This is a genomic window from Roseicella aerolata, from assembly GCF_020523605.1.
In the GTDB taxonomy this organism is placed as follows: domain Bacteria; phylum Pseudomonadota; class Alphaproteobacteria; order Acetobacterales; family Acetobacteraceae; genus Paracraurococcus; species Paracraurococcus aerolatus.
Genome location: NZ_JAJAQI010000015.1, coordinates 18,067 through 38,558, shown reverse-complemented (window position 1 = coordinate 38,558; position 20,492 = coordinate 18,067). Strand labels below are relative to the sequence as shown.

The 20,492-nt window shown below is 74.5% G+C and carries 21 protein-coding genes; 17 read left to right on the top strand and 4 right to left on the bottom strand.

Annotation, left to right across the window (positions count from 1 at the left end; all coding sequences use genetic code 11):
* Window positions 1-249 precede the first annotated feature (249 nt).
* The 4 genes from LHA35_RS11630 to LHA35_RS11615 all read left to right on the top strand — a co-directional run bounded on the left by LHA35_RS11630 (window position 250) and on the right by LHA35_RS11615 (window position 3,603).
* Window positions 250-1,383 (top strand): acyltransferase family protein, encoded by a 1,134-nt coding sequence (locus tag LHA35_RS11630; protein WP_338050866.1) that lies wholly within the window; start codon window positions 250-252, stop codon window positions 1,381-1,383.
* Window positions 1,384-1,563: 180 nt separating this feature from the next.
* Window positions 1,564-1,971 carry a hypothetical protein gene (locus LHA35_RS11625; RefSeq protein ID WP_226608423.1) on the top strand — a complete coding sequence of 136 codons (408 nt, stop codon included), beginning with the start codon at window positions 1,564-1,566 and terminating at the stop codon, window positions 1,969-1,971.
* Between the two features lie 285 nt (window positions 1,972-2,256).
* Window positions 2,257-3,243: a TIM44-like domain-containing protein gene (locus LHA35_RS11620; protein WP_226608421.1), complete on the top strand. Its 987-nt coding sequence runs from the start codon at window positions 2,257-2,259 to the stop codon at window positions 3,241-3,243.
* 177 nt (window positions 3,244-3,420) lie between these two features.
* Window positions 3,421-3,603, top strand: a complete 183-nt coding sequence (locus LHA35_RS11615; RefSeq protein ID WP_226608420.1) for a hypothetical protein — start codon at window positions 3,421-3,423, stop codon at window positions 3,601-3,603.
* 268 nt (window positions 3,604-3,871) lie between these two features.
* On the opposite strand, the gene LHA35_RS11610 is transcribed toward LHA35_RS11615, so the two are convergent.
* On the bottom strand, window positions 3,872-4,627 hold the full coding sequence (locus LHA35_RS11610) for an outer membrane protein (RefSeq protein WP_226608418.1): 756 nt from the start codon (window positions 4,625-4,627) through the stop codon (window positions 3,872-3,874).
* Window positions 4,628-4,899: 272 nt separating this feature from the next.
* Window positions 4,900-5,775, bottom strand: coding sequence for a diacylglycerol/lipid kinase family protein (locus LHA35_RS11605; protein WP_226608417.1), 876 nt, complete (start codon window positions 5,773-5,775; stop codon window positions 4,900-4,902).
* Between the two features lie 449 nt (window positions 5,776-6,224).
* On the opposite strand from LHA35_RS11605, the gene LHA35_RS11600 reads away from it, so the two are divergent.
* The 13 genes from LHA35_RS11600 to LHA35_RS11540 all read left to right on the top strand — a co-directional run bounded on the left by LHA35_RS11600 (window position 6,225) and on the right by LHA35_RS11540 (window position 18,654).
* A complete protein-coding gene (locus LHA35_RS11600) occupies window positions 6,225-7,028 on the top strand; it encodes a UDP-2,3-diacylglucosamine diphosphatase (protein WP_226608415.1) in 804 nt (267 codons plus the stop codon).
* Window positions 7,029-7,103: 75 nt separating this feature from the next.
* Window positions 7,104-8,108: a glycosyltransferase family 4 protein gene (locus LHA35_RS11595; RefSeq protein WP_456316080.1), complete on the top strand. Its 1,005-nt coding sequence runs from the start codon at window positions 7,104-7,106 to the stop codon at window positions 8,106-8,108.
* Window positions 8,109-8,221: 113 nt separating this feature from the next.
* Window positions 8,222-9,196, top strand: a complete 975-nt coding sequence (locus LHA35_RS11590; protein WP_226608413.1) for a tripartite tricarboxylate transporter substrate-binding protein — start codon at window positions 8,222-8,224, stop codon at window positions 9,194-9,196.
* 187 nt (window positions 9,197-9,383) lie between these two features.
* Window positions 9,384-10,106 carry a lysophospholipid acyltransferase family protein gene (locus tag LHA35_RS11585; protein WP_226608411.1) on the top strand — a complete coding sequence of 241 codons (723 nt, stop codon included), beginning with the start codon at window positions 9,384-9,386 and terminating at the stop codon, window positions 10,104-10,106.
* Window positions 10,103-11,446: a 3-deoxy-D-manno-octulosonic acid transferase gene (locus LHA35_RS11580; protein ID WP_226608409.1), complete on the top strand. Its 1,344-nt coding sequence runs from the start codon at window positions 10,103-10,105 to the stop codon at window positions 11,444-11,446. Before LHA35_RS11585 ends, LHA35_RS11580 begins: the two co-directional genes overlap by 4 nt.
* A gap of 145 nt (window positions 11,447-11,591) precedes the next feature.
* A complete protein-coding gene (gene lpxK / locus LHA35_RS11575) occupies window positions 11,592-12,581 on the top strand; it encodes a tetraacyldisaccharide 4'-kinase (RefSeq protein ID WP_226608506.1) in 990 nt (329 codons plus the stop codon).
* A gap of 55 nt (window positions 12,582-12,636) precedes the next feature.
* The gene (locus LHA35_RS11570; protein ID WP_226608407.1) at window positions 12,637-13,512 is read left to right on the top strand and encodes a lysophospholipid acyltransferase family protein; all 876 of its coding nucleotides are present in this window, start codon (window positions 12,637-12,639) and stop codon (window positions 13,510-13,512) included.
* 52 nt (window positions 13,513-13,564) lie between these two features.
* A complete protein-coding gene (locus tag LHA35_RS11565; protein ID WP_226608406.1) occupies window positions 13,565-14,167 on the top strand; it encodes a TetR/AcrR family transcriptional regulator in 603 nt (200 codons plus the stop codon).
* The gene (locus LHA35_RS11560; protein WP_226608404.1) at window positions 14,164-14,388 is read left to right on the top strand and encodes a hypothetical protein; all 225 of its coding nucleotides are present in this window, start codon (window positions 14,164-14,166) and stop codon (window positions 14,386-14,388) included. The genes LHA35_RS11565 and LHA35_RS11560 overlap by 4 nt, the downstream gene beginning before the upstream one ends.
* A 61-nt stretch (window positions 14,389-14,449) precedes the next feature.
* On the top strand, window positions 14,450-15,487 hold the full coding sequence (locus LHA35_RS11555) for an efflux RND transporter periplasmic adaptor subunit (protein WP_226608403.1): 1,038 nt from the start codon (window positions 14,450-14,452) through the stop codon (window positions 15,485-15,487).
* Window positions 15,484-16,764, top strand: coding sequence for an ABC transporter permease DevC (gene devC, locus LHA35_RS11550; protein WP_226608401.1), 1,281 nt, complete (start codon window positions 15,484-15,486; stop codon window positions 16,762-16,764). The genes LHA35_RS11555 and devC overlap by 4 nt, the downstream gene beginning before the upstream one ends.
* Window positions 16,764-17,549 carry an ATP-binding cassette domain-containing protein gene (locus LHA35_RS11545; RefSeq protein WP_226608399.1) on the top strand — a complete coding sequence of 262 codons (786 nt, stop codon included), beginning with the start codon at window positions 16,764-16,766 and terminating at the stop codon, window positions 17,547-17,549. Before devC ends, LHA35_RS11545 begins: the two co-directional genes overlap by 1 nt.
* Before the next feature lie 79 nt (window positions 17,550-17,628).
* Window positions 17,629-18,654: an amino acid ABC transporter substrate-binding protein gene (locus LHA35_RS11540; RefSeq protein ID WP_226608398.1), complete on the top strand. Its 1,026-nt coding sequence runs from the start codon at window positions 17,629-17,631 to the stop codon at window positions 18,652-18,654.
* Between the two features lie 108 nt (window positions 18,655-18,762).
* On the opposite strand, the gene LHA35_RS11535 is transcribed toward LHA35_RS11540, so the two are convergent.
* Together LHA35_RS11535 and LHA35_RS11530 are read right to left on the bottom strand one after the other, a co-directional pair.
* Window positions 18,763-19,515 carry an SDR family NAD(P)-dependent oxidoreductase gene (locus LHA35_RS11535; RefSeq protein ID WP_226608396.1) on the bottom strand — a complete coding sequence of 251 codons (753 nt, stop codon included), beginning with the start codon at window positions 19,513-19,515 and terminating at the stop codon, window positions 18,763-18,765.
* A gap of 109 nt (window positions 19,516-19,624) precedes the next feature.
* Window positions 19,625-20,458, bottom strand: coding sequence for a M23 family metallopeptidase (locus LHA35_RS11530; protein WP_226608395.1), 834 nt, complete (start codon window positions 20,456-20,458; stop codon window positions 19,625-19,627).
* Window positions 20,459-20,492: the final 34 nt, after the last annotated feature.

The following is a 20,492-nucleotide window of genomic DNA, read 5'->3' as shown; positions in this document are numbered from 1 at the left end:
GTTCGTTTTCGAACGCAATCCGCTGTAGTGGCCGGGGCTGACGAGTCCGGCATCGCGTGCGACGCCTGCGCCGACAGGCGGCCACCGGACCAGCGCCGTCTCCGCGCTGCCGCGCCATGACAAGACCGGCTCACCTGGAAACCACGTGAACCGCGCGGGCGTGACGCAGGCAACCTTCCAACTCGCCTATTGTTCCAGTTGCGGTACTGCGGCGCTGCGTGCCGTCACCGGAGCCCGGGAGGCTGACCCATTCGCATTGTCGCGCTCGACTCCTTGCGTGGAGCGGCGGCCCTTTCGGTCGTCATCTATCATTGCCTGCTGGTCTGGCCCGCACTCTATGAGACGCTGGGCGGAGACGGGGTGCCCTTCTTCCGCACCGGGCAGGATCCGCTCACTGTCGCGCTGCTGACCATCACGCCCGTCCATCTGCTCTGGAGCGGACGCGAGGCGGTGCTGCTGTTCTTCGTCCTCAGCGGCTATGTGCTGGCGCAGGGCTTCCTGCGCGGCCCGCAGCCCTACCTGCCCTTCGTCACGCGCCGCGCCTGCCGCCTGCTGCTGCCCTGCATCCTGGTCGCGCTGCCGGTCGCCCTGCTCGTCGCGCTGATCGACCCGGTGCCACGCCCTGGCTGGAGCGACTGGGCCGCGGGCCACTGGGTGGAGGCGGTGACGCCCCGCGCCGTCGCCTCGCATGCGCTGCTGATCGAGGAGCCCTACGGCCTCAACAGCCCGCTCTGGTCGCTGCACTATGAATGGCGCATCTCGCTGCTCTTCCCCCTGCTCATCCTGCTGGCCGCGGCCGGCCCGGCGCCGGCGATGGTGGCCAGCCTGGTTCTCGCCGCGCTCGCGGTGGCGGAGATGCGGCTGCTCCGGTCCGACTGGCTCTCCACCCTGGCCTTCCTGCCGCATTTCATGTTCGGCGTCCTGCTGGCGCGGGAGGGCGCGCGGCTGCCGGCCTGGATCGCCGCGCTCGCGCCGCGCGCGCGGCTCGGGCTGTGGGGGCTCTGCTACCTGCTGCTGCACTACCGCTGGCTGGCGCCCGCCCCCGCGACGGTGGTGGACCTGATCAATGGCGCGGGCGCCGCGCTGCTCATCGCGCTGGTGCTCGCTTCGGCCCGCGCGCAGGCGCTGCTGGTCTGGCCGCCGCTGGCCTGGCTCGGCAAGGTCTCCTTCAGCCTCTACCTCGTGCATGTGCCGGTGATCCTGGCCGCCCTGCATCTGATGCCGCCGGATCTGCCCCTCTGGGCGGTCATGGCCGGCGCGGTGCTGGTGTCGCTCGGCCTCGCCTGGGTGCTGTTCCATCTGGCGGAGCGGCCCTCGATCTGGCTGGGGCGGGCACTGTCGCAGCGGGTCGGCGCCGTGCGCCTGGGCCGCGCCCCGGCCTGATCCCCCCGCCCGCGCGGCACCGGGCCGGCGATCCGTCCCCTTGCCGGGCCTTGGGGCGCCCGACCCCCGCCAGCGCGGTACCGGGCCCGCCGCATCGGCCCTATACCGCGCCGGGCGCGCCGGAACCCGGCGCCGCACCGGCCTGTTGGAGGGCCGATCGGGCAGGGAGCAGACGGGCCGATGGCCGTGCAGGATTGGCGCAAGGCGCGCGGGCATATGGAGCGCGAGGCAATCGCCGCGCTGGCCGAACTGGTGGCGGCCGAGGATGGGGCACTGCCGCTGCGCGAGGCCGCGACGCTCACCATCGTCACCGCCCATCAGGTGCCGGAATTGGTGGAGATGGGGGCCTTCACGGAGGGCGATTTCGAGGACGAGGCGATGAATGCCATGGCGGTGGTGGTGGATATCGCCGCCGGCTGGGACGACGAGGCGGAGTCGATCGCCGAGTATGTCGAGGGCCTCGACGAGCATGACCTGATGCGCCTGGCCCGCGCCGCGCGCATCTGGGCGGGCGCCGTCTGGGCGCAGATGGTCCCGCTGAGCGAGGCGGAGAAGGAGACGACGCTCGCCTCCCTGAAGCGCGAATAGGAAGCGCCCCGGCCCTGCCGGCACCGCGGCCCGTGCCCGCACCGCCGGCGGGGGCAGGACCATCCGCCGCGACCGGCCGGGTTGCCGCGCGTTGCAGGCGCCGGAGGACGGGTGGCCGATCGCCCCGCCGGCCCTGGCCCCGCCCGGGATGTGAGGGTCCGGGGCGCGAGGGCCCGGGCCGTGGCCTCCGGGGATTCGCCCGGGACCATCCGCTTCCCGTCGCAATCGTCCCGCCGGTTCCCTATATTGCAGGCAAGTAAGACAATGCCGGAGAAACCCCAGACCATGCGTCGTCCTGCCTTCCTGCTCGCGGCCCTTGCCGCCACGGCGCTCGTGCTCGCGCCGGCGCTCGCCGATGCGCGGCCGGGCGGTGGCGGCTCCTCGGGCAGCCGCGGCTCGCGCACCTACAGCGCGCCGCCCTCCACCAGCACCGCCCCGGGCACGGCCCGGCCGATGGACCGGACGATGACCGAGCCCTCGCGGCCCGGCGCGCCCGGTGCTCAGACCTCGCCGGCGCGGCCGCCGATCGGCCAGCCCAACCCGGCGGGCGGCTTCTTCTCCCGCAGCCCCTTCATGGCGGGCATGATGGGCGGCCTGATCGGCGTCGGCCTCGGCGGGCTGCTCTTCGGCCACGGGCTGTTCGGCGGCTTCACCGGCTTCGCCAGCTTCCTGGGCTTCCTGCTGCAGATCGCGCTCATCGCGGGCCTGGTCTGGCTGGTCGTCGGCTTCCTCCGCCGTCGCCAGCAGGGGGCGCAGCCGGCCATGGCCGGGATCCCGCGCGGCATGGCGCGGCAGGCGCATGACACTGTCGGCCATGGTCCCCGCCCGGCCTATGGCGGCGGCGCGGCGGCCCCGGCCGGCGAGCCGATCCAGCTCGCGCCCGCCGATTTCCAGGCCTTCGACAACGCCCTGAAGGTGGTGAACGAGGCCTGGTCGCGGCAGGATGAGCGGCTGATGCGCGGCGTCGCCACGCCGGAGATGATGGAGTATTTCGGCAGCGACCTGCAGGATCTCGCCCGCCGCGGCTGGCGGAACGAGACGCGGGACACCGTGCTGGAGAAGGGCGACCTGGCCGAGGCCTGGCGCGAGGGCGCGCGGGAATATGCCACTGTCGCCATGCGCTTCTCCCAGATCGACGTCACCCGCCGGATCAGCGATGGCGTGGTGGTGGAGGGCGATCCGGACCGCCGCGTGACGGTGACGGAGCTCTGGACCTTCGTCCGGACCCAGGGCGGCCCCTGGCTGCTCTCGGCCATCCAGCAGACGAAGTGACCGGGACGGGGGCGGCACGGCCGCCCCCGCCTTCTTCTGCCTATTTTCGGTCACAATCGCGCCGTCTCCGCCCCTGGGCGGGGGCGGCGCGGTCGCAATTGTGGTGGACCGGGGCCAAATCATGGCATGATCGTGGCAGAGGGCGCTGCCACCACGCCATTCGAGGAGACCCCGTTCATGATCGCCCTGTGCTTCCTCGCCGTCCTGTCCGCCATCGGCGGGCTTGCCCTGGTGGGGCTGGCGCTCGGCCCGGCGGCCGCGCTGGCGCCCACGGCGTTGCTGGCCGCCCCCGCCTTCGGCGCGCTCTCCCTGGCCAGCGGCCTCGCCGCGGCCGTGCTGGCCCTGCGCCGCGCGGGCTGAACGGCCTGGCGCCGATCAAGGCGCCGCCAGCCTGCCCCTCCCTTCCCCGGCCGGGAAGGCGGCCCCGAATCCAGGTCTTCGCCGGGGCTGAACGCCTGCCGCGGCGGCATCCCCGGCCGCCGGGGGACGTCCCGGCCTTCCGGCCGGCAACGCCGTCCGGTTGCTTCCGGCCCGGAGCGGGCCGGCCCGTGGCGCCCTCTGCCCGCCGGTCCCGCACCCATGCCGCCCGTTCCCGCCCTGCGCCTCCCGATGCCGCGGGGGCGGGTGGTCAGCGGGCCGGCGTCCAGAAGGCGTAGCGCAGCCCGACCATGACGGCATGGTTCCGGTTGGTCGCCTTCACCTCCCCATCGCGGAAGCCGAAGCGGCCGAGCTGCGCGCCGAAGGACACGGTCTGGTCCAGCACCGCGAAGTAGCGGTACTCGGTGGTCAGGGAGAGGCCGCGCACCAGGCCCGAGAGGTCCCAGGACAGGCCGGCGATGGCCTGATAGGCGAAGCGGCCATCCACGCCATAGGTCCCGGCGCCGCCCACGCCGTTGCGCATGATGATCTCGTTGTACTCGGACCAGGCATAGCCGGCGCCAAGCCCAATATAGGGCGTCACCGGCACGCCCACCCGGACGCGCAGCGGTTCGATGTCGTAGAAGAGGTTGGCCATGACCGCATAGGTGTTGGCCGAGCCGGTGAGCGTGGTCTTGCCGCGGATGCCCGGGATCGAGAGCGAGTCCACGTCATTGTCGCGGTAGCTGAACTCCAGCTCCGCCCGCAGGGCGCCAAAATCCCAGCCCAGGCTGACGGCCACCGCCGGGCTCGCCCCCTTGAAGCCGAGCGTGCCGTCCGTGCCCAGGCCCATGCGGCGCGCCATGGCGGCGCCGTTGCCCTGCAGCGTCAGGTCGGAGTCCTGGCGGAAATTCGCGCCCGCGCCGAGGCCGATATAGAGGCCGGTGGTCTGCGCCGTTGCCTCCGTGGCCGTCGCCAGTCCCAGCAGCACGACGCCTGCCGCCATCACGCCCTTGCTATATCCCATCCGCCCGACCTCGATGTTGCTGCGCGGGCCATCTCCCGCGTCCCGAGTAGGCGGACCCTAATGAGGCAAGGGTGTTCCTTATGCTCAACAATACTGAAGGCGTCAGGAACTCAGGGTGTTGTTATATATTGGCGTAATTTCGCATGTTGGTTGGGTATAAAGGGCCTGTTTTCATTCTTTGACTTGTGAGTGAGCCTCGGCTGTTCGGTGATAATTGGGCGAGGACACCGCAAGAACAGGCGAGGGGGACGGGCTCCGGCGCCCCCACCCCGCTATCCGGCCGGCAGCATCACCCGCAGCGGCCCCGGCGCCTCCGTCACCTCGACCGGCAGGCGCCCCGCCGGATCGCCATCCGCCTGGACCGGCACCGCCGGCCCGTCCAGCCGCACATGCCAGGCCCGGCGCAGCGTCACCCCCGGCATCCGGGGCAGCAGGTCGAGCGGCAGGGCCGCCCCGCAGAGCGCCGCGCGCCACGGCCCGCCAGGGCGGAACAGCGCCACCTGGAAGCCGGACTCGCCCGGCACCGCCGCCGGCGCCAGCAGGTGCCGCCCGGCATAGAGTCGGCCCTTGGAAATGATGGCGCTCGCCACCTCCACCGCCTCCCCGTCCAGCACCGCGGTGAAGGGCGGGAAGGGGTAGCGCGCCAGTTCCCGCAGCCCCTGCAGCGCATAGGCGCCGCGGCCCAGCCGCCGCTTCAGCCCAAGGTCGAGCCGCGCCACCACCTCCGCATCGAAGCCCGCGCCCAGCATCTGCACGAAGAGCCGTTCCGTGCCGTCGCCGAAGCGCGCGAGGCCGGGCCGCAGCAGGGCTGCCCGCCCCGCCGCCAGCACCGCCGCCGCCGCCTCCGGCCGCGGCGGCAGGCCAAGCTCCGCGGCCAGCACATTCGCCGTGCCGAGGGGCAGGATGCCGAGCCGCGCCGCCGAGCCAGCGAGCCCCGCCGCGACCTCCGCGATCGTCCCGTCGCCGCCGGCCGCGACGATGATGGGCACGCCATCCCCCGCCGCCTCGCGCGCCAGGGCGGTCGCATGGCCGGGATGCCGGGTCTCCGCGACACGGGCCGGGATGCCGGCGCGCGCCAGCGCCTCCAGCGCGCGGGAGAGGCGGCGGCGGCGCCGGGCACCGGCCGCGGGGTTGAAGACGATGAGCATGCGGGGTCCTGCGCCCTCTTCCGCCGGCGGGCCTCGCGCGCCGGCGCCGCGTGACCCGCCGGGCCATCCGGCGCGCCTGGCGATGCGCGCCGGGTGGCCCGGCCAGTCCTGGGGGCGGGCGGGGCAGGCGTCCAGGCATCCATGCCCTCGCGCGATCCGCCCCGGACCGTCGGACGCGCGCCGGACGGCCCTGCCAGTTGTCTGGACGAGCCGACCACGCCGCCCGAGTGGGTCCACTCAGCCGTCCCTGGCTCTAGGGGCAGCGCCGCGACGGTGCCGCGACAGCGCCGTGTCAGCCGCATGACATCTGCGGCCCGCCGCGCCGGAACCCCGCCGCGTCATGCAAGATTCACGACCAATGCCGTCGCGCCGCGCTACTGCCTTCGCGCAACGGCCGGCGCCGCGCCGATCTTCCAGCGCGGCCAGGCGGGCCTCGGAGGGCGGGTGCGATGCAGATCACGGAGACGACAAGGCGCTACCGCACGATCTTCCTCTCCGACGTGCATCTCGGCACGCGCGGCTGCCGGGCGGATTTCCTGCTCGACTTCCTGCGGCGCACGGAATGCGAGCGGCTCTTCCTGGTCGGCGACATCATCGATGGCTGGCGCCTGCGCAAGTCGTGGTACTGGACCGAGGAGTTCGACGAGGTGCTGCGCCACATCCTCGCCCTCGCGCAGCGCGGCGTGCAGGTCACCTACATCCCCGGCAACCATGACGAGATGTTCCGCGCCTGGCTGGGGCTGGAGGTCGCGGGCGTGACGCTGGCGCGTGATGCGGTGCATGTGGGTGCCGATGGCCGCCGCTACCTCATCATGCATGGCGACGAGTTCGACGGCGTGATCCGCTACGCCAGGTTCCTCGCCCATCTCGGGGACCGCGCCTATGAATGGGCGCTGACGCTCAACCGCGTCTTCAACGATGTCCGCCGCCGCCTCGGCTATCCCTACTGGTCGCTCTCGCAATGGCTGAAGCGCCAGGTGAAGGAGGCGGTGAAGGCGATCGACCGCTTCGAGGTGGCGCTGGCCATGGAGGCGAAGCGCCGCGGCCTGGACGGCGTGGTCTGCGGCCATATCCACCATGCCGAGATGCGCAGCGTCCATGGCGTGCTCTACATGAATGACGGCGACTGGGTGGAGAGCTGCACCGCGCTGGTCGAGCATGCCGATGGCCGGTTCGAGTTGCTGGACTGGGCGGCCGAGAGCCGCCTCTCCTTCGGGCGGCAGGCCGCGCCCCCCGCCATGGCCACGGCCTGAGCCGCCGGTCCCGCCATGTATCTCGACCGGGAGGCCGCGCCGGACGGCGCGGCCGGGCTGCTGCGGGATGCCGACATGCTGCGGCTGCTGATCGTCACCGATGCCTGGGCGCCGCAGGTGAACGGCGTGGTGCGCACGCTCTCGACCGTCGCCGAGCGGCTGCGCGCGCGGGGCGATGGGGTGGAGGTGATCGGCCCCGACCGCTTCCGCACCCTGCCGATGCCGGGCTATCCGGAGATCCGCCTGGCGCTGCGGCTGGGCGCGCGGCTGCGCGCCATGGTGGACGCCCATGGCCCGACCGCGGTGCATATCGCCACCGAGGGGCCGCTGGGCTGGGCGATGCGCGCGCTCTGCCTCCGGCGCGGCTGGCCCTTCACCACCAGCTTCCATACGAAGTTTCCCGAATACGTGCAGGCCCGCACCGGCCTGCCGCCCGGCCTCGCCTGGGCGGTGCTGCGGCGCTTCCACGAGGCAGGCAACGGCACCTTCGCCGCCACGCCCTCCCTCCGCGCCGAACTCGCGGCGCGCGGCTTCACCAAGGTCCGGCCCTGGACGCGCGGCGTCGATCTCGCCCTGTTCCGGCCGGCGCCGCGCGAGGTGTGGGAGGGGCTGCCGCGCCCGGTCTTCCTCTATGCCGGGCGGGTCGCGGTCGAGAAGAACATCGAGGCCTTCCTCGCCCTCGACCTGCCGGGATCGAAGGTGGTGGTGGGCGACGGGCCGCAGCGGGAGGCGCTGGCGCGGCGCTTCCCGGCGGCGCATTTCGCCGGCTGGCGGCAGGGCGAGGCGCTGGCGCGCGCCTATGCCGGCGCCGATGTCTTCGTCTTCCCTTCCCGGACCGATACCTTCGGCCTGGTGATCCTGGAGGCGATGGCCTGCGGCACGCCGGTCGCGGCCTATCCCGTCACCGGGCCGCGCGACGTCATCCCGGGCTCCGGCGCCGGGGTGCTGGATGAGGACCTGCGGCGCGCGGCGCTGGCGGCGCTGGACTGCGACCGGGCGGCCTGCCGGGCGCATGCCGAGCGCTTCTCCTGGGAGGCCTGCGCGGCGGCCTTCCGGCGGCAATTGGTGCCTATGGGATGAGCTGAGGCGGAGCCCGGCCCGCCCATGCCGCGCTCTCCCACGCAGCCGTGACCCGCAATGCCGCAACCGCGCCGGTAGCGTTGTCCGCAAGCGGATGCGGGGCGAAGCGAGCCATGCATGGCGTGACACGGCGCGGCCTCACGCTGGGCCTGCCGATCCTGCCTGGTGCGCCGGCGGCGCGGGCGCAGGCCCCGGCCTGGCCCGACCGGCCGGTCCGCCTCCTGGTCCCGGCGCCGCCGGGCTCGGCGCCCGACCTGGTGGCGCGGGAGGTCGCCGAGCCGCTCGCCCGCCGCTTCGGCCAGCCCTTCCCGGTGGAGAACCGGCCGGGCGCCGACGGCCTGCTCGCCATCGAGGCGATGCTCGCGGCGCGGCCGGGGGAGGCGCTGCTGGTGAGCTTCACCAGCGCGCTCACCGTCTCGCCCCTGCTGCGCAGCCCGCCGCCGCCCTATGAGCCGCTGGAGGCGCTGCTGCCGCTCGCCGCGCTCGCGGCCGATGCCTTCGGCCTGTTCGCCGCGAAGGACCTGCCGGGGGAGGGGCTGCCGGGCCTCGTCGCCGAGGCCCGCGCGGCCGGCCCCGCGAGGCTGAACTGGTACGCCTCGCCCGGGGCGCCCTTCCTGGCCATGCGGGCCTTCCTGCGGGAGGCCGGGCTGGCGGAGATGGCCTATGTCGCCTATCGCGGTGCCCCGGCGGCGCTGGCCGACCTCGCCGCGGGCCGGCTGCAGGCGGCGCTGGTGCCGCTGGCGACCGCGCTGCCGCTGGCGCGGGAGGGTCGGGCCAGGCTGGTCGCCACCACCGGGCGGGGGCGCGCCGCGGCCGTGCCGGAGGTGCCGACCGCGGCCGAGGCCGGCTTCCCGGCGCTGTGGCAGGAGGGGATGCTCGGCCTCTTCGGCTGGCGCGGCATGCCGCCCGCCCTGGCCGAGGCGCTGGCGCGCGAGGCGGGCGGGGCCATGGCGGCGATCGGGGGCCGCCTGGCGGCCCGCGGCCAGGCGGCCCGGCCGGAGCGGCTGCAGGATTTCGCCGCGCTGCTCGCCGCCGATCGCGCGCGTCTCGGCGCGCTCGCCCGCGAATTCCCCCTGCCGCCGGCCTGAGCGCCCGGGCGCGCGAAGCCGCGCCATGAACGGCGTGCCGCAGCGGACCGGCGAGCAGAAGCGAATGCAATCCGCTGTCGGCCCGGGCCGCTCCGGTCCCGCCCACGCGGCGCGCCGGGCGCGCGGGCGCTATTCCGGCTCCGCCCCCATCGTGCTACCGCCTCGCGCGCGCCATGACTCACCCTCCATGTTCCGGCGGCTGATCCGCTCCGACGCCGCCCAGGCGCTCTTCGCCCGGCTGCTCGGCCTCTATCTCGCCGCCGTCTACCGCACCACGCGCTGGACCCTGCTCGGCGAGGAGCATCTGCGCGCCGCCTTCAGCGCCCCTTCCGGCGCGCCACGGCCGGTGATCGGCGCCTTCTGGCATGAGCGCCTGCCGATGATGCCCATGCTCTGGCTCGAGGCGTTGCGGCGCGTGCCGGGCATTGGCGGCCGGCGCGCCCATGTCCTCGTCTCCCGCCACCGCGATGGCCGCTTCATCGGGGAGGTGGTGCGGCGCTTCCGGCTGGAGATGGTGCATGCCTCCACCAGCAAGGGCGGCGCCACCGGCATGCGGGTGCTGCTGCGGGTGCTGGCGCAGGGCGACGTTGTGGTGATCACCCCGGACGGCCCGCGCGGTCCGCGGCGCGTCGCGGCGCCGGGCGTCGCGCAGCTCGCCGCCGTCTCCGGCCTGCCGGTGCTGCCCTGCGCCGCCCGCACCACCCGGGCGCGGGTGCTGCCGAGCTGGGACCGGATGGTGCTGCCGCTGCCCTTCGGCCGCGGCGTGCTGGTGGCGGGCGCGCCGGTGATGGTGGACCGCGCCGATCCGCTGGCCGCCCTGCCGGCCATCGAGGCCGCGCTCTCCGCCGCCTGCGACACCGCCGATGCCTGGGCCGCCGCCCCGGCCGCGGCGCGCGCCGCGCTGGCATGAGCGGCGGGCTGCTGCTCTGGCGCTGGGCCGCGACCGCGGCGGCGCCACTGCTGCCGCTGCATCTCCGCCGGCGGGCCCGGAACGGCAAGGAGATCCCGGCGCGCCTGCATGAACGGCGCGGGGAGGGGGCGGCGCGCCCGCCCGGCCGGCTGCTCTGGCTGCATGCGGCGAGCGTCGGCGAGACCCTTTCGGTCATCCCGCTGCTGGAGGCGCTGGCCGCCCGCGCCCCGGACCTCTCCCTGCTGGTCACCACCGGGACCGTGACCGCGGCCGAGACGCTGGGCCGGCGCCTGCCGGAGGCGCTGGGGGGCAGGCTGCTGCACCGCTTCGTGCCGCTCGATGTCCCCGCCTGGGTGGAGCGTTTCCTCGACACATGGCGCCCCGATGGCGCGGTGCTGGTGGAATCCGAGCTCTGGCCGAACCTGATCGCGGCGGCCGAGGCGCGGGGGCTGCCGCTGGCCCTGGTCAATGCGCGCTTCAGCGCCCGCTCCGCCCGGCGCTGGCGGCTGGCGCCGGGGCTCGGCCGCCGGCTGATCCGCGCCTTCCGCCTGGTGACGGCGCAGTCGGAGGCCGATGCGGCGCGGCTGCGCGCCCTCGGCGCGCCGGCGGTGCTGAGCCCCGGCAACCTGAAGGATGCCGCGCCGCCCCTGCCGGCGGACCCCGCGGCGCTGGCGGCGCTGCGCGGCGCGATCGGGGGGCGGCCGGTCTTCCTCGCGGCCAGCACCCAGCCGGGGGAGGAGGCGATCCTCGGCGCCGCCCATCCCCTGCTGGCGGCGGCGCATCCCGGCCTGCTGACGGTGATCGTCCCCCGCCATCCCGAGCGCGGCGCCGCCATCGCGGCCGGGCTCGCGCCGCTGCCCGTCGCGCGCCGGGCCGCCGGCGCGCTGCCCGGGCCGGAGCATGCGGTCTATGTCGCGGACACCCTGGGGGAGCTCGGCCTGTTCTACCGGCTGGCCGGGGTCTGCCTGGTCGGCGGCTCGCTCGTGCCGCATGGCGGGCAGAACCCGCGGGAGCCGGCGCGGCTCGGCTGCCCCATCCTGCTCGGGCCGCACACCTTCAATTTCGAGGAGCCGGTGGCGCGGCTGCTGGCCGCCGGCGGGGCGCTGCGGGTGGCGCCCGAGCCGGCGGCGCTGGCGGGCGCGGCGGGCGCCGTGCTATCCGACCGGAACCGCGGACGCGCCATGGCAGAAGCCGCCGCCGCGGCCCTCGCCGCGGAGGCCGGCTTGCCGGACCGGCTGGCGGGGATGCTGATCGGGCTCCTCCCCGGTGCCGGGCCGGAGGACGGGGCCGCGACGCCCGATTTCGCCGCCGCGGCAGCGCCGGGGCGGTTGGGGCGTTGAGGGCCGGGGGGCGGCCCCGGACCGGCATGGCCGGCGCGGGGCGGCACCCGGGAGCGAGGCAGCCGGCGCCGCGGGCGCCGGTGTGAGCGGGACAGCCGGCGCCACGGGCGCCGGCCTGGGCAAGGCGAGGACCGGTCAAGGCGTGATTCGTGCCCCCGAATTCTGGACCGGCGACGGGCGGGGCCTGCTGCCCCTGCTCCTCTCCCCCATCGCGGCGCTCTATGGCGCGGCCACCGCGCGGCGCATGCGGCGGCCGGGCTGGCAGGCGCCCGTGCCGGTCATCTGCTGCGGCAATGCCACCGCCGGCGGCGCCGGCAAGACCACGGTGGCGCTCGATCTCGGCCGGCGCCTGGCCCATCGCGGCGTCGCGGTGCAATTCCTGCTGCGCGGCTATGGCGGGCGGCTGAAGGGGCCGCTGCGGGTGGACCCGGTGCAGCATGACAGCCAGGCGGTCGGCGATGAGGCGCTGCTGCTGGCGGCCGAGCGGCCGGCCTGGATCTCGGCCGATCGCGCCGCCGGGGCGCGGGCGGCGGTCGCCGGCGGAGCGCAGTGCATCGTCATGGATGACGGGCTGCAGAACCCGACGCTGGAGAAGGACCTCTCCCTCCTCGTCATCGATGGCACCTATGGCTTCGGCAACGGACGCATGATCCCGGCCGGGCCGCTGCGGGAGAGGCCGGAGGACGCCGCCGCCCGCTGCCGCGCCGCGGTGCTGATCGGGGAGGACGAGTGCGGCGCGCTGGCGCATCTGCCGCCCCGGCTGCCGGTGCTGCGCGCCAGCCTGAAGCCGGGGCCGGAGGCGGAGCTGCTGGCGGGACAGCCGGTCTATGCCTTCTGCGGCATCGCCAATCCGCGGAAATTCTTCTCGACCCTGCAGGAAGCCGGGGCGGTGCTGGCCGGGCGGGTGCCCTTCGCCGACCACTACCCCTATGACGAAGGCGACCTGCGGGACCTGCTGGCGGAGGCCGACCGGCTGCGCGCCATCCCCGTCACCACGCGCAAGGATTTCGTCCGCATCCCGCCCGCCTTCCGCAGCCGCGTCACGGTGGTGACGATCCGGCTGGAATGGGAGGAGCCGGCGGCGATCGAGGGCCTGCTCGACCCCCTGGCGCAGCGGGTGCCGGTGCCGGCATGAGGGCGGCGCGGCCCCCGCGCCCCGCCCGATTCCGCCTGCCAGGATGTGACCCGCCTTGAAATCCCTGCAATTCGCGCTGGAGCGCCTTGCCGCGCGGCTGCTCTTCGCCCTCGCCCGCGTGCTCGGGCCGGTCGGTGCTTCCGATTTCGGCGGCGCGCTCGCGCGGACCCTCGGGCCCCTGCTGCCGGTCTCGCGCATCGCCCGGGACAACCTGGCCCGCGCCCTGCCGGAACTCGACGCCGCGGCGCGCCGGCGGGTGGTGCGCGGGATGTGGGACAATCTCGGCCGCACGGTCGCCGAACTGCCGCACCTGCCGGCCCTGCACTGGGAGATCGTCGGCGAGGCGCATCTGGCGCCGCTCGTCGCGCAGGGCGGGCCGGCGATCCTGGTTTCCGGCCATATCGCCAATTGGGAGGTGCTGCCGCCGGCCGCGGCGCGCCTCGGCATCCGCATCGGCAGCGTCTACCGGGCGGCCGACAACCCCCTGGTGGACGCCCTGATCAACGGGCTGCGCGCCCGGGCGGTGGAAGGCGAGCCCCTGCCGCTGTTTCCGAAGGGGGCGCAGGGGGCGCGGGCGGCGCTGAAATTCCTCTCGGGCGGCGGCGTGCTGGGCATGCTCGCGGACCAGAAGCTGAATGACGGCATCGCGGTGCCGCTGCTCGGCATCCCGGCCATGACCGCGCCGGCGCCGGCGCAGCTGGCGCTGCGCTTCCGCTGCCCGCTGATCCCCGTCCGCGTCGAGCGCCTCGGCCCCTGCCGCTTCCGGCTGGTGGTGGAGCCACCTCTGGCGGTGCCGGACGGGCTGGACCGCCAGGCGGCGATCCGGGCCCTGACCCTGGCGGTGAATGACCGCCTCTCCGCCTGGATCCGGGAGCGGCCGGCGGAGTGGCTCTGGCTGCACCGGCGCTGGCCCCGGGACAATTCGGCCTGAGCCATACCGGCTGGACGGTTGACAGACCGTCCAGCCGGTATAGTTGAAGGGCATGAGCGACGGACCCGCAACAGTCCAGGCCACGCCACCCCAGGCCCCGGCAGCCGGCGATGCCCGCACCCGCATCCTCGACGCGGCCGAGGCCATCGTCCGCGCCCGCGGCGTCAGCGGCCTGACGCTGGAGGCCGCGGCGCGGGAGGCCGGGGTCTCCAAGGGCGGCCTGCTCTATCACTTCGCCTCCAAGGAGGCGCTGCTGACCGGCCTGCTCGCCCGCATGGCCGAGTGGATGCGGCTGGATTTCGAGGCCGCCATCGCCGCCCAGCCGGAAGGGCCCGGCCGGGTCGCCCGCGCCATGCTGGCCTGGGCCTTCGAGCTGACGCCCGAGGCGAGCAACGAGCGCTGCGACCGCGCCGCCGCCGTCTTCCTCGCCGCCTTCCACCACGATCCCGCCCTGCTGGGCCCGATCCGCGCCGTGATCGCCAGGATGCGGGAGGCGGTGGCGGCGGACGGCCTGCCGCCGGGCCATGGCGGCATCATCATGGCGGCCGGCGACGGGTTGTTCATGGCCCGCATCTTCGGCCTCTACACGCCCACCGGGCAGGAGCGCCAGGACATGCATGCCGCCCTCTCCCGCCTGCTGGAGCAGCGCCCATGAAACTCGCCACGGTGCTCGCCGGCGTGGCCGGCGTCATGCTCCTCGCCGGCGCCGCCGCGGCCGCCACCCAGGCGGGGCCGGAAGCGCCCGGCCTGATCGGGGCGCTCGCCTCGCTGCTCGGCTGCGGCGATCCCTTCGAGGCCGCGCTGATGGCGCGCGATGCGCTGGACGAGGCGGAATTCGCCGCGGCGCTGGAGCCCTGGCTGGAGGCCGGCGAATGACCCGGCAGCGCAGGCCATGCGCGGCGCCGCGCCGCATCCCGCCGGTCGGGGGCGCCGTCCCGTGACCCGCAAGGCCCTGCTGCTGGCGGTGCTGGCGCTGGGCGCGGCGGGGGCGGGCGCCCTGCTCTGGACCCGCGACGGCACCGCCGACCGGACCGTGCCCCCGGCCCCGGTCGCCGCGGCGCCCATCGGCGTCGGCGCGCTCGGCCGGGTGGAGCCGGCCTCACGCATCCGCAAGCTGAACCAGCCCGGCGGCTTCAGCATCGCCCGGCTGGACCGGCTGCTGGTCGCCGAGGGCGACCGGGTGGAGGAGGGGCAGCTCCTCGCCGTCTTCGCCGATGCCGCGCAGCGCGACGCCGCCGTCGCGCAGGCGGAGGCGCAGGTCGCGCAGGCCCGCGCCGCCCTGGCCCGCATCCGCGCCGCCGGCCGGCCGGAGGAGATCGGGGCGCAGCGCGCCCGCATCCAGGCGTTGCAGGCCGCCGAGGCGAGCGCGCGGCGGGAGGCCGAGCGGGCCGAGGCGCTGCTGCCTTCCGGCGCCGGCAACATCGCCGCCGCCGAGCGCAACCGCTTCGCCGCCAGCCGCGCCGCCGCCGAGCGCGCCGAGGCCGAGGCGGAGCTGCAGCGTCTGCTAACGCCCCGGCCGGAGGACCTGGCAGTCGCCGAGGCCGAGCTGGCCGCCGCCGAGGCGGCGCTGCGGAAGGCGCGCGCCGATGCGGCGCTGTCGCGCATCCTCGCGCCGATCGCCGGCACCATCCTCAAGATCTACGCGCGTCCGGGCGACCAGGTGGGGACGGAGGGGCTGCTCGACCTTGCCGATCTCTCGCGCCTGGACGTGGTGGCCGATGTCTTCGAGACCGACCTGCCGCGCCTGCGGGAGGGCGCGCCGGCCGAGGTGGTGGTGCCGGGCGAGTCCCGCCGCTACCCCGCGACGGTGTGCGAGATCGGCTGGCTGGTGCGGCGCACGACCCAGGCCGGCACCGACCCGGTCGCCGCCGTCGATGCCCGCACGGTCGAGGTGCGCCTCACCCTCGGCGAGGAAGGCCGCGCGGTGCTGGAGCGGCGGACCAACATGCAGGTGCAGGTGGCGATCCGGCCATGACCGCCTATCCGCTTGAGGCCCCGGCGCCCCCGGCGCCCGGCCTCCTCCCCTGGGCGCCGGAGCTGACCGGCGACGCGCCGCCGCCGGAATCCCGCGCGCCGCGCGCCCGCCCGGGCGCCGCGCTGCTGCTGCCGGCGCGGCTCGCCTGGCGGCAGTTGCGGGCGGAGAGGGCGCGGCTCTTCTCCGCCATCGCCGGCGTCATGTTCGCCTGCGTCCTGGTCTTCATGCAGCTCGGCTTCCGCTCCGCGCTCTTCGACAGCGCGACGGCGCTGCTCTCGGCCATGCGGGCCGACATCTTCCTGATGCACCCGCTGACGACGGTGAGCTTCAAGCCGGAGATGCTCCCGCGCGTGCGCGCCAGCCAGGCCATGGCGCTGCCCGAGGTGCGGGCGGCCGTGCCGGTCTACCTGACCCAGGCGACCTGGCGGAACCCGGAGGACGGCACCCGCCGCGCCGTCCAGCTCATCGGCTTCGACATCGAATCCGGGGTGATGGACTTCCCCGGCCTCGCCCCGCTGGCCGAGGCGCTGAAGCGGCAGGACAGCATGGCCTTCGACCTGCGCTCCCGCCCCGAATTCGGCCCGGTGCCGCGGCTGCTGGCCGAGCGCGGCCCCTTCGAGGTGCAGGTCGCCAACCGCATGATGGAGGTGGTCGGGCTGGTCGAGATCGGCCCCTCCTTCCGCGCCGACGGCAATGTGGTGATGTCGGAGCTGAATTTCCGCCGCGTGGTGAAGGAGCGGCTGCCGAGCCAGGTGGATCTCGTCGCCATCAGGCTGGCCCCCGGCGCGGACCGGGAGGCCGCGGTCGCGCGGCTGCGGCAGATCATGCCGCCCGATGTCATGGTGCTGACCCAGCCGCAGCTCGTCGCGCATGAGCGCAGTTACTGGGAGGAGGCGACGCCGATCGGCTTCATCTTCATGTTCGGCAGCATCATGGGGCTGATCGTCGGGATGGTGATCGTCTACCAGATCCTGTTCAGCGACATCGCCAGCCATCTCAAGGAATACGCCACGCTGAAGGCGATGGGCTATTCGAACCTCTATCTCGGCCGCGCCGTGCTCTCGGCCGCGCTCATCCTCGCCGTGCTCGGCTTTCTCCCGGGCTTCATGCTCTCGGCCCTGCTCTATGACGTCGTGGGCAAGGGCACCTTCCTGCCGCTGGCGATGGATACGGAACGCGCGCTCGGCGTCTTCGCCATGATCTTCACGATGTGCGCCGCGGCCGGCCTGCTTGCCATGCGCAAGCTGCGGGACGCCAACCCCGCGGACATGTTCTGATGGATGCGCTTCCCGGCCGGCCGATGCACGCCTCCACGCCTGAAGGCGCTCCGGTGATCGGGCGGCTGCCCGCCCCGGCCGGCCCGGCGCCGGTCGAGATCAGCGGCCTCTCCTACGCCTATGGGGAGGGCGAGCTGCGCCGGCCGGTGCTGCGCGACATCGCGCTGACGGTGCGGCCCGGCGAGATCGTGCTGCTGACGGGCCCCTCCGGCAGCGGCAAGACCACGCTGCTGACGCTGATCGGCGCGCTCCGGGCGATGCAGGAGGGAAGCTGCCGCGTGCTGGGCCAGGAGCTGATGGGGGCGGCGGAGGGCGAGCGCGTGGCGCTGCGCCGGCGCATCGGCTTCATCTTCCAGCAGCACAACCTGCTCGGCTTCCTCACGGCGCAGCAGAATGTGGCGATGGCGCTGGAACTGGACCCCGCGACGACCGAGGCCGGGCGGCTCGCGCGCGCGACCGCCATGCTGGCCGCGGTCGGCCTCGGCGATCGCGGCGGCAGCCGGCCCGACCAGCTCTCGGGCGGACAGCGGCAGCGCGTGGCGGTGGCCCGCGCGCTGGCCGGCGATCCCGGCCTGATCCTGGCGGATGAGCCGACCGCGGCGCTCGACCGGCAATCGGGCGGGGAGGTGGTGCGGCTGCTGCGGGACCTCGCCCGGCGGCGCGGCGTGCCGATCCTGCTCGTCACCCATGACCCGCGCATCCTCGACATCGCGGACCGCATCATCGCGATGGAGGATGGGCGCATCGTGCCCATGAAAGAGGCAGGGGCCGTTCCGTCGCCCTGATTCGGGGCCGACGAGCCGTTGACAGCCTGCGTTCTGGGCAGGAACGTCGGGCCCGTTCCGAGAGAAGGGTCCGGGAAGCATGCTGGGACGAGGTCTCATCGCCGCCGCGGCATTCGCCTGCGCGCTGTTCACCGGCGCGGCCGCCCAGGCGCAGCAGACGCTGGAGGCCATCAAGGCGCGCGGCCAGCTCATCTGCGGCATCCATACCGGCGTCGCGGGCTTCGCCCTGCCGGACAGCCGCGGCACCTGGCAGGGAATGGATGTGGATCTCTGCCGCGGCCTGGCGGTGGCAATCTTCAACGACCCGGCCAGGGTGCGCTTCGTGCCGCTCTCCTCCTCCACGCGCTTCACCGCGCTGGGCTCGGGCGAGGTGGATGTGCTCTTCCGCACCAGCACCCAGACCATGCTGCGCGACACCACGCTCGGCCTCCGGCACGCCGTCACCTATTTCTACGACGGCCACGGCTTCATGGTGCGCGCGAATGCCGGCATCTCGAAAGCCAGCGAGATGGCCGGCGCCACCATCTGCCTGATCCAGGGCACGACCAACGAGCAGGTGACGGCGGACTATTTCCGCAGCATCAGGCAGGGCTTCCAGCCCGTGCTGTTCGAGCGGACGGACCAGGCCGTCGCGGCGCTGGTCGCCGGGCGCTGCGATGCCTTCGGCACGGATGCCTCGCAGCTCGCCGGCGCGCGCTCCTCCCTGCCCAACCCGAAGGAATGGACCATCCTGCCGGAGCGCTTCAGCAAGGAGCCCCACGGCGCCTATGTCCGCCGCGACGACCCGCAATGGTTCGACCTGGTGCGCTGGTACACCTATGCCCTGATCGAGGCGGAGGAGCAGGGGGTGACCAAGGCCAATGCGGAGGAGATGCGCCGCACCAGCCAGAACCCGAACACCCGCCGCCTGCTGGGCGTGACGCCGGAACTGGGCGAGTCGCTGAAGCTGGACCGGAGCTGGGCCTACAACGTCATCCGCGCCGTCGGGAATTACGGCGAGATCTACGACCGCACCATGGGGCCGGACACGCCGGTGGGGCTGGAGCGCGGGCCGAACGAGATCTGGACCAGGGGCGGGCTGCTCTACGCGCTGCCGCTGCGGTGAGGGATGCGGGGGGACCCTGTCCCCCCACGCTGCCCTGCCAAGGCCAGGACCTGGGCCGGATCGGTCCGGGTCCTGCCCATGCCGGGACCTGCCGAAGGCAGCGGTGCGCTACACCGCCCCGCCATCCACGATGAAGGTCTGCGCCGTCACCAGGCGGCTGTCATCCGCCGCCAGCCACAGCACCATGCGCGCGATGTCCGGCGGATAGAGCTTCTCCTTCAGGCATTGCCGCTCCATGTTCGCGGCCACCGCCTCCGGCGAGGCCCAGAGCTGCTCCTGCCGCTCGGTGAAGATCCAGCCCGGCACCACCTCGTTCGAGCGGATGCCGAAGGGCCCGAGGTCCCGTGCCAGCCCGCGCGCCAGCCCGCGCACCGCGGCCTTGGCCGCGGTATAGGCCGGCATGCCGCCCTGCGCCTTCATCCAGGAGACGCTGCCCATGCTGATGATGGAGCCATGGCCGGCCTCCTTCATCATCGGCGCCACCGCCTGGGCGCAGAAGAACTGGTGGCGCAGGTTGGTCTGCATGCGCTCGTCCCAGTAGTCGGGCTCCACCGTTTCCCAGCCATGGCGGTCGTCGCGCGCGGCGTTGTTGACCAGCACGGTGACCAGGCCGAGGCGCTCCCGCACCTGCCCGATCGCCGCGCGCAGTGCCGCGATGTCGCGCAGGTCGCAGCGCAGGAACAGCGCGCCGGTGCGTTCCGCCACCCGTGCGCCGTTCTGCTCGTCGAAATCGAGGAAGGCGGTGCGCGAGCCCTGCGCCGCGAAATGCTCGACCAGCGAGGCGCCGATGCCGCTCGCCCCGCCGGTGATCAGGACCACCCGGTCCTGGAGGCTCGGGTACCGGGCGAAATTGTCAGCCATCGCATCCCTCCAAGAGCAGATCGCCGGGAGGCGGGACCGCCCGGAGGCGTGACCCTGCTCGCCGCGCCTGCCAAGCGTCGTGCCTCAACCGCCGCGGCGGGCGGCGGTTTCAGCCCTCCACCGGGGGCAGCACCGGCTGCGGGTCCAGCCAGGTGGCGTACCAGGACAGGCCGAAATGCAGGTGCGGCCCGGTCACCCGGCCGGTGGCGCCGATGGCGCCGATGCGCTGCCCGGCCGGAACGCGCTGCCCCTCCGCCACCTCCACCGAGGCGCAATGGGCATAGAGCGTGTTCACCCCATGCCCATGGTCCAGCACGATGATCCGGCCGAAGAAGAAGAAATCCCCGGCCAGCGTCACCATGCCCGCGGCGGCGGCGAAGATCGGCGTGCCGGTGGGGGCGGCGATGTCGAAGCCGTAATGCGGCTGCCGCGGTTCCCCGTTCAGGATGCGCTGGCTGCCGAAGACTCCGCTGACCCGCCCGCGTGCGGGCAGCACGAAGCCCTCGGCGAAATGGGTCAGGGCGCTGTCCACGGCGCGCGCCGCGGCCAGGCGCTCGCGCTCCGCCGTGATGCGCCGCAGTGCCTCGGCATCCGGCGTCACCTGCGCCGGCGGCAGGCCCGTGATGGACTGCACCGGCCATTGCCGCTTCCCGACCGGCAGGCGCTGCTGCTCCGCCCGGCCACCCGGCGGGATCACGGTCAGCACCGCCTCCGCCCCGTGGTCGCGGCCGAGGCCGAAGGCGTATTCGCCGCCCGGGCCGACCCGCAGCGCGCGGCCATCGAGGGCGAGGCGCGTGCCGGGGGCGACGCGGCCGGTGACGAGCGCGCCCTGGGAGAGGCCGGCGGCGCGGGCGGGCAGGGCGGCCAGGACGGGAAGGGCGAGCAGGCCGCGGCGGGGCAGGGCGGGGGACGCTGTTCCCCCTTGGACGCCCTGGGCATCCAACGCCCTTGCCTGTCCCCGGGGCCGCCGGCTGAAC

Bases quoted from the DNA above. Each gene is read 5' to 3' on its own strand.
- LHA35_RS11540 (WP_226608398.1), top strand. From the start codon at position 17,629: ATGCTGGGACGAGGTCTCATCGCCGCCGCGGCATTCGCCTGCGCGCTG.
- LHA35_RS11620 (WP_226608421.1), top strand. From the start codon at position 2,257: ATGCGTCGTCCTGCCTTCCTGCTCGCGGCCCTTGCCGCCACGGCGCTC.
- LHA35_RS11610 (WP_226608418.1), bottom strand. From the start codon at position 4,627: ATGGGATATAGCAAGGGCGTGATGGCGGCAGGCGTCGTGCTGCTGGGA.
- LHA35_RS11580 (WP_226608409.1), top strand. From the start codon at position 10,103: ATGAGCGGCGGGCTGCTGCTCTGGCGCTGGGCCGCGACCGCGGCGGCG.
- LHA35_RS11545 (WP_226608399.1), top strand. From the start codon at position 16,764: ATGGATGCGCTTCCCGGCCGGCCGATGCACGCCTCCACGCCTGAAGGC.
- LHA35_RS11535 (WP_226608396.1), bottom strand. From the start codon at position 19,515: ATGGCTGACAATTTCGCCCGGTACCCGAGCCTCCAGGACCGGGTGGTC.
- LHA35_RS11615 (WP_226608420.1), top strand. From the start codon at position 3,421: ATGATCGCCCTGTGCTTCCTCGCCGTCCTGTCCGCCATCGGCGGGCTT.
- LHA35_RS11600 (WP_226608415.1), top strand. From the start codon at position 6,225: ATGCAGATCACGGAGACGACAAGGCGCTACCGCACGATCTTCCTCTCC.
- LHA35_RS11590 (WP_226608413.1), top strand. From the start codon at position 8,222: ATGCATGGCGTGACACGGCGCGGCCTCACGCTGGGCCTGCCGATCCTG.
- LHA35_RS11560 (WP_226608404.1), top strand. From the start codon at position 14,164: ATGAAACTCGCCACGGTGCTCGCCGGCGTGGCCGGCGTCATGCTCCTC.
- devC (WP_226608401.1), top strand. From the start codon at position 15,484: ATGACCGCCTATCCGCTTGAGGCCCCGGCGCCCCCGGCGCCCGGCCTC.
- LHA35_RS11625 (WP_226608423.1), top strand. From the start codon at position 1,564: ATGGCCGTGCAGGATTGGCGCAAGGCGCGCGGGCATATGGAGCGCGAG.
- LHA35_RS11585 (WP_226608411.1), top strand. From the start codon at position 9,384: ATGTTCCGGCGGCTGATCCGCTCCGACGCCGCCCAGGCGCTCTTCGCC.
- LHA35_RS11595 (WP_456316080.1), top strand. From the start codon at position 7,104: ATGCTGCGGCTGCTGATCGTCACCGATGCCTGGGCGCCGCAGGTGAAC.
- LHA35_RS11565 (WP_226608406.1), top strand. From the start codon at position 13,565: ATGAGCGACGGACCCGCAACAGTCCAGGCCACGCCACCCCAGGCCCCG.
- LHA35_RS11605 (WP_226608417.1), bottom strand. From the start codon at position 5,775: ATGCTCATCGTCTTCAACCCCGCGGCCGGTGCCCGGCGCCGCCGCCGC.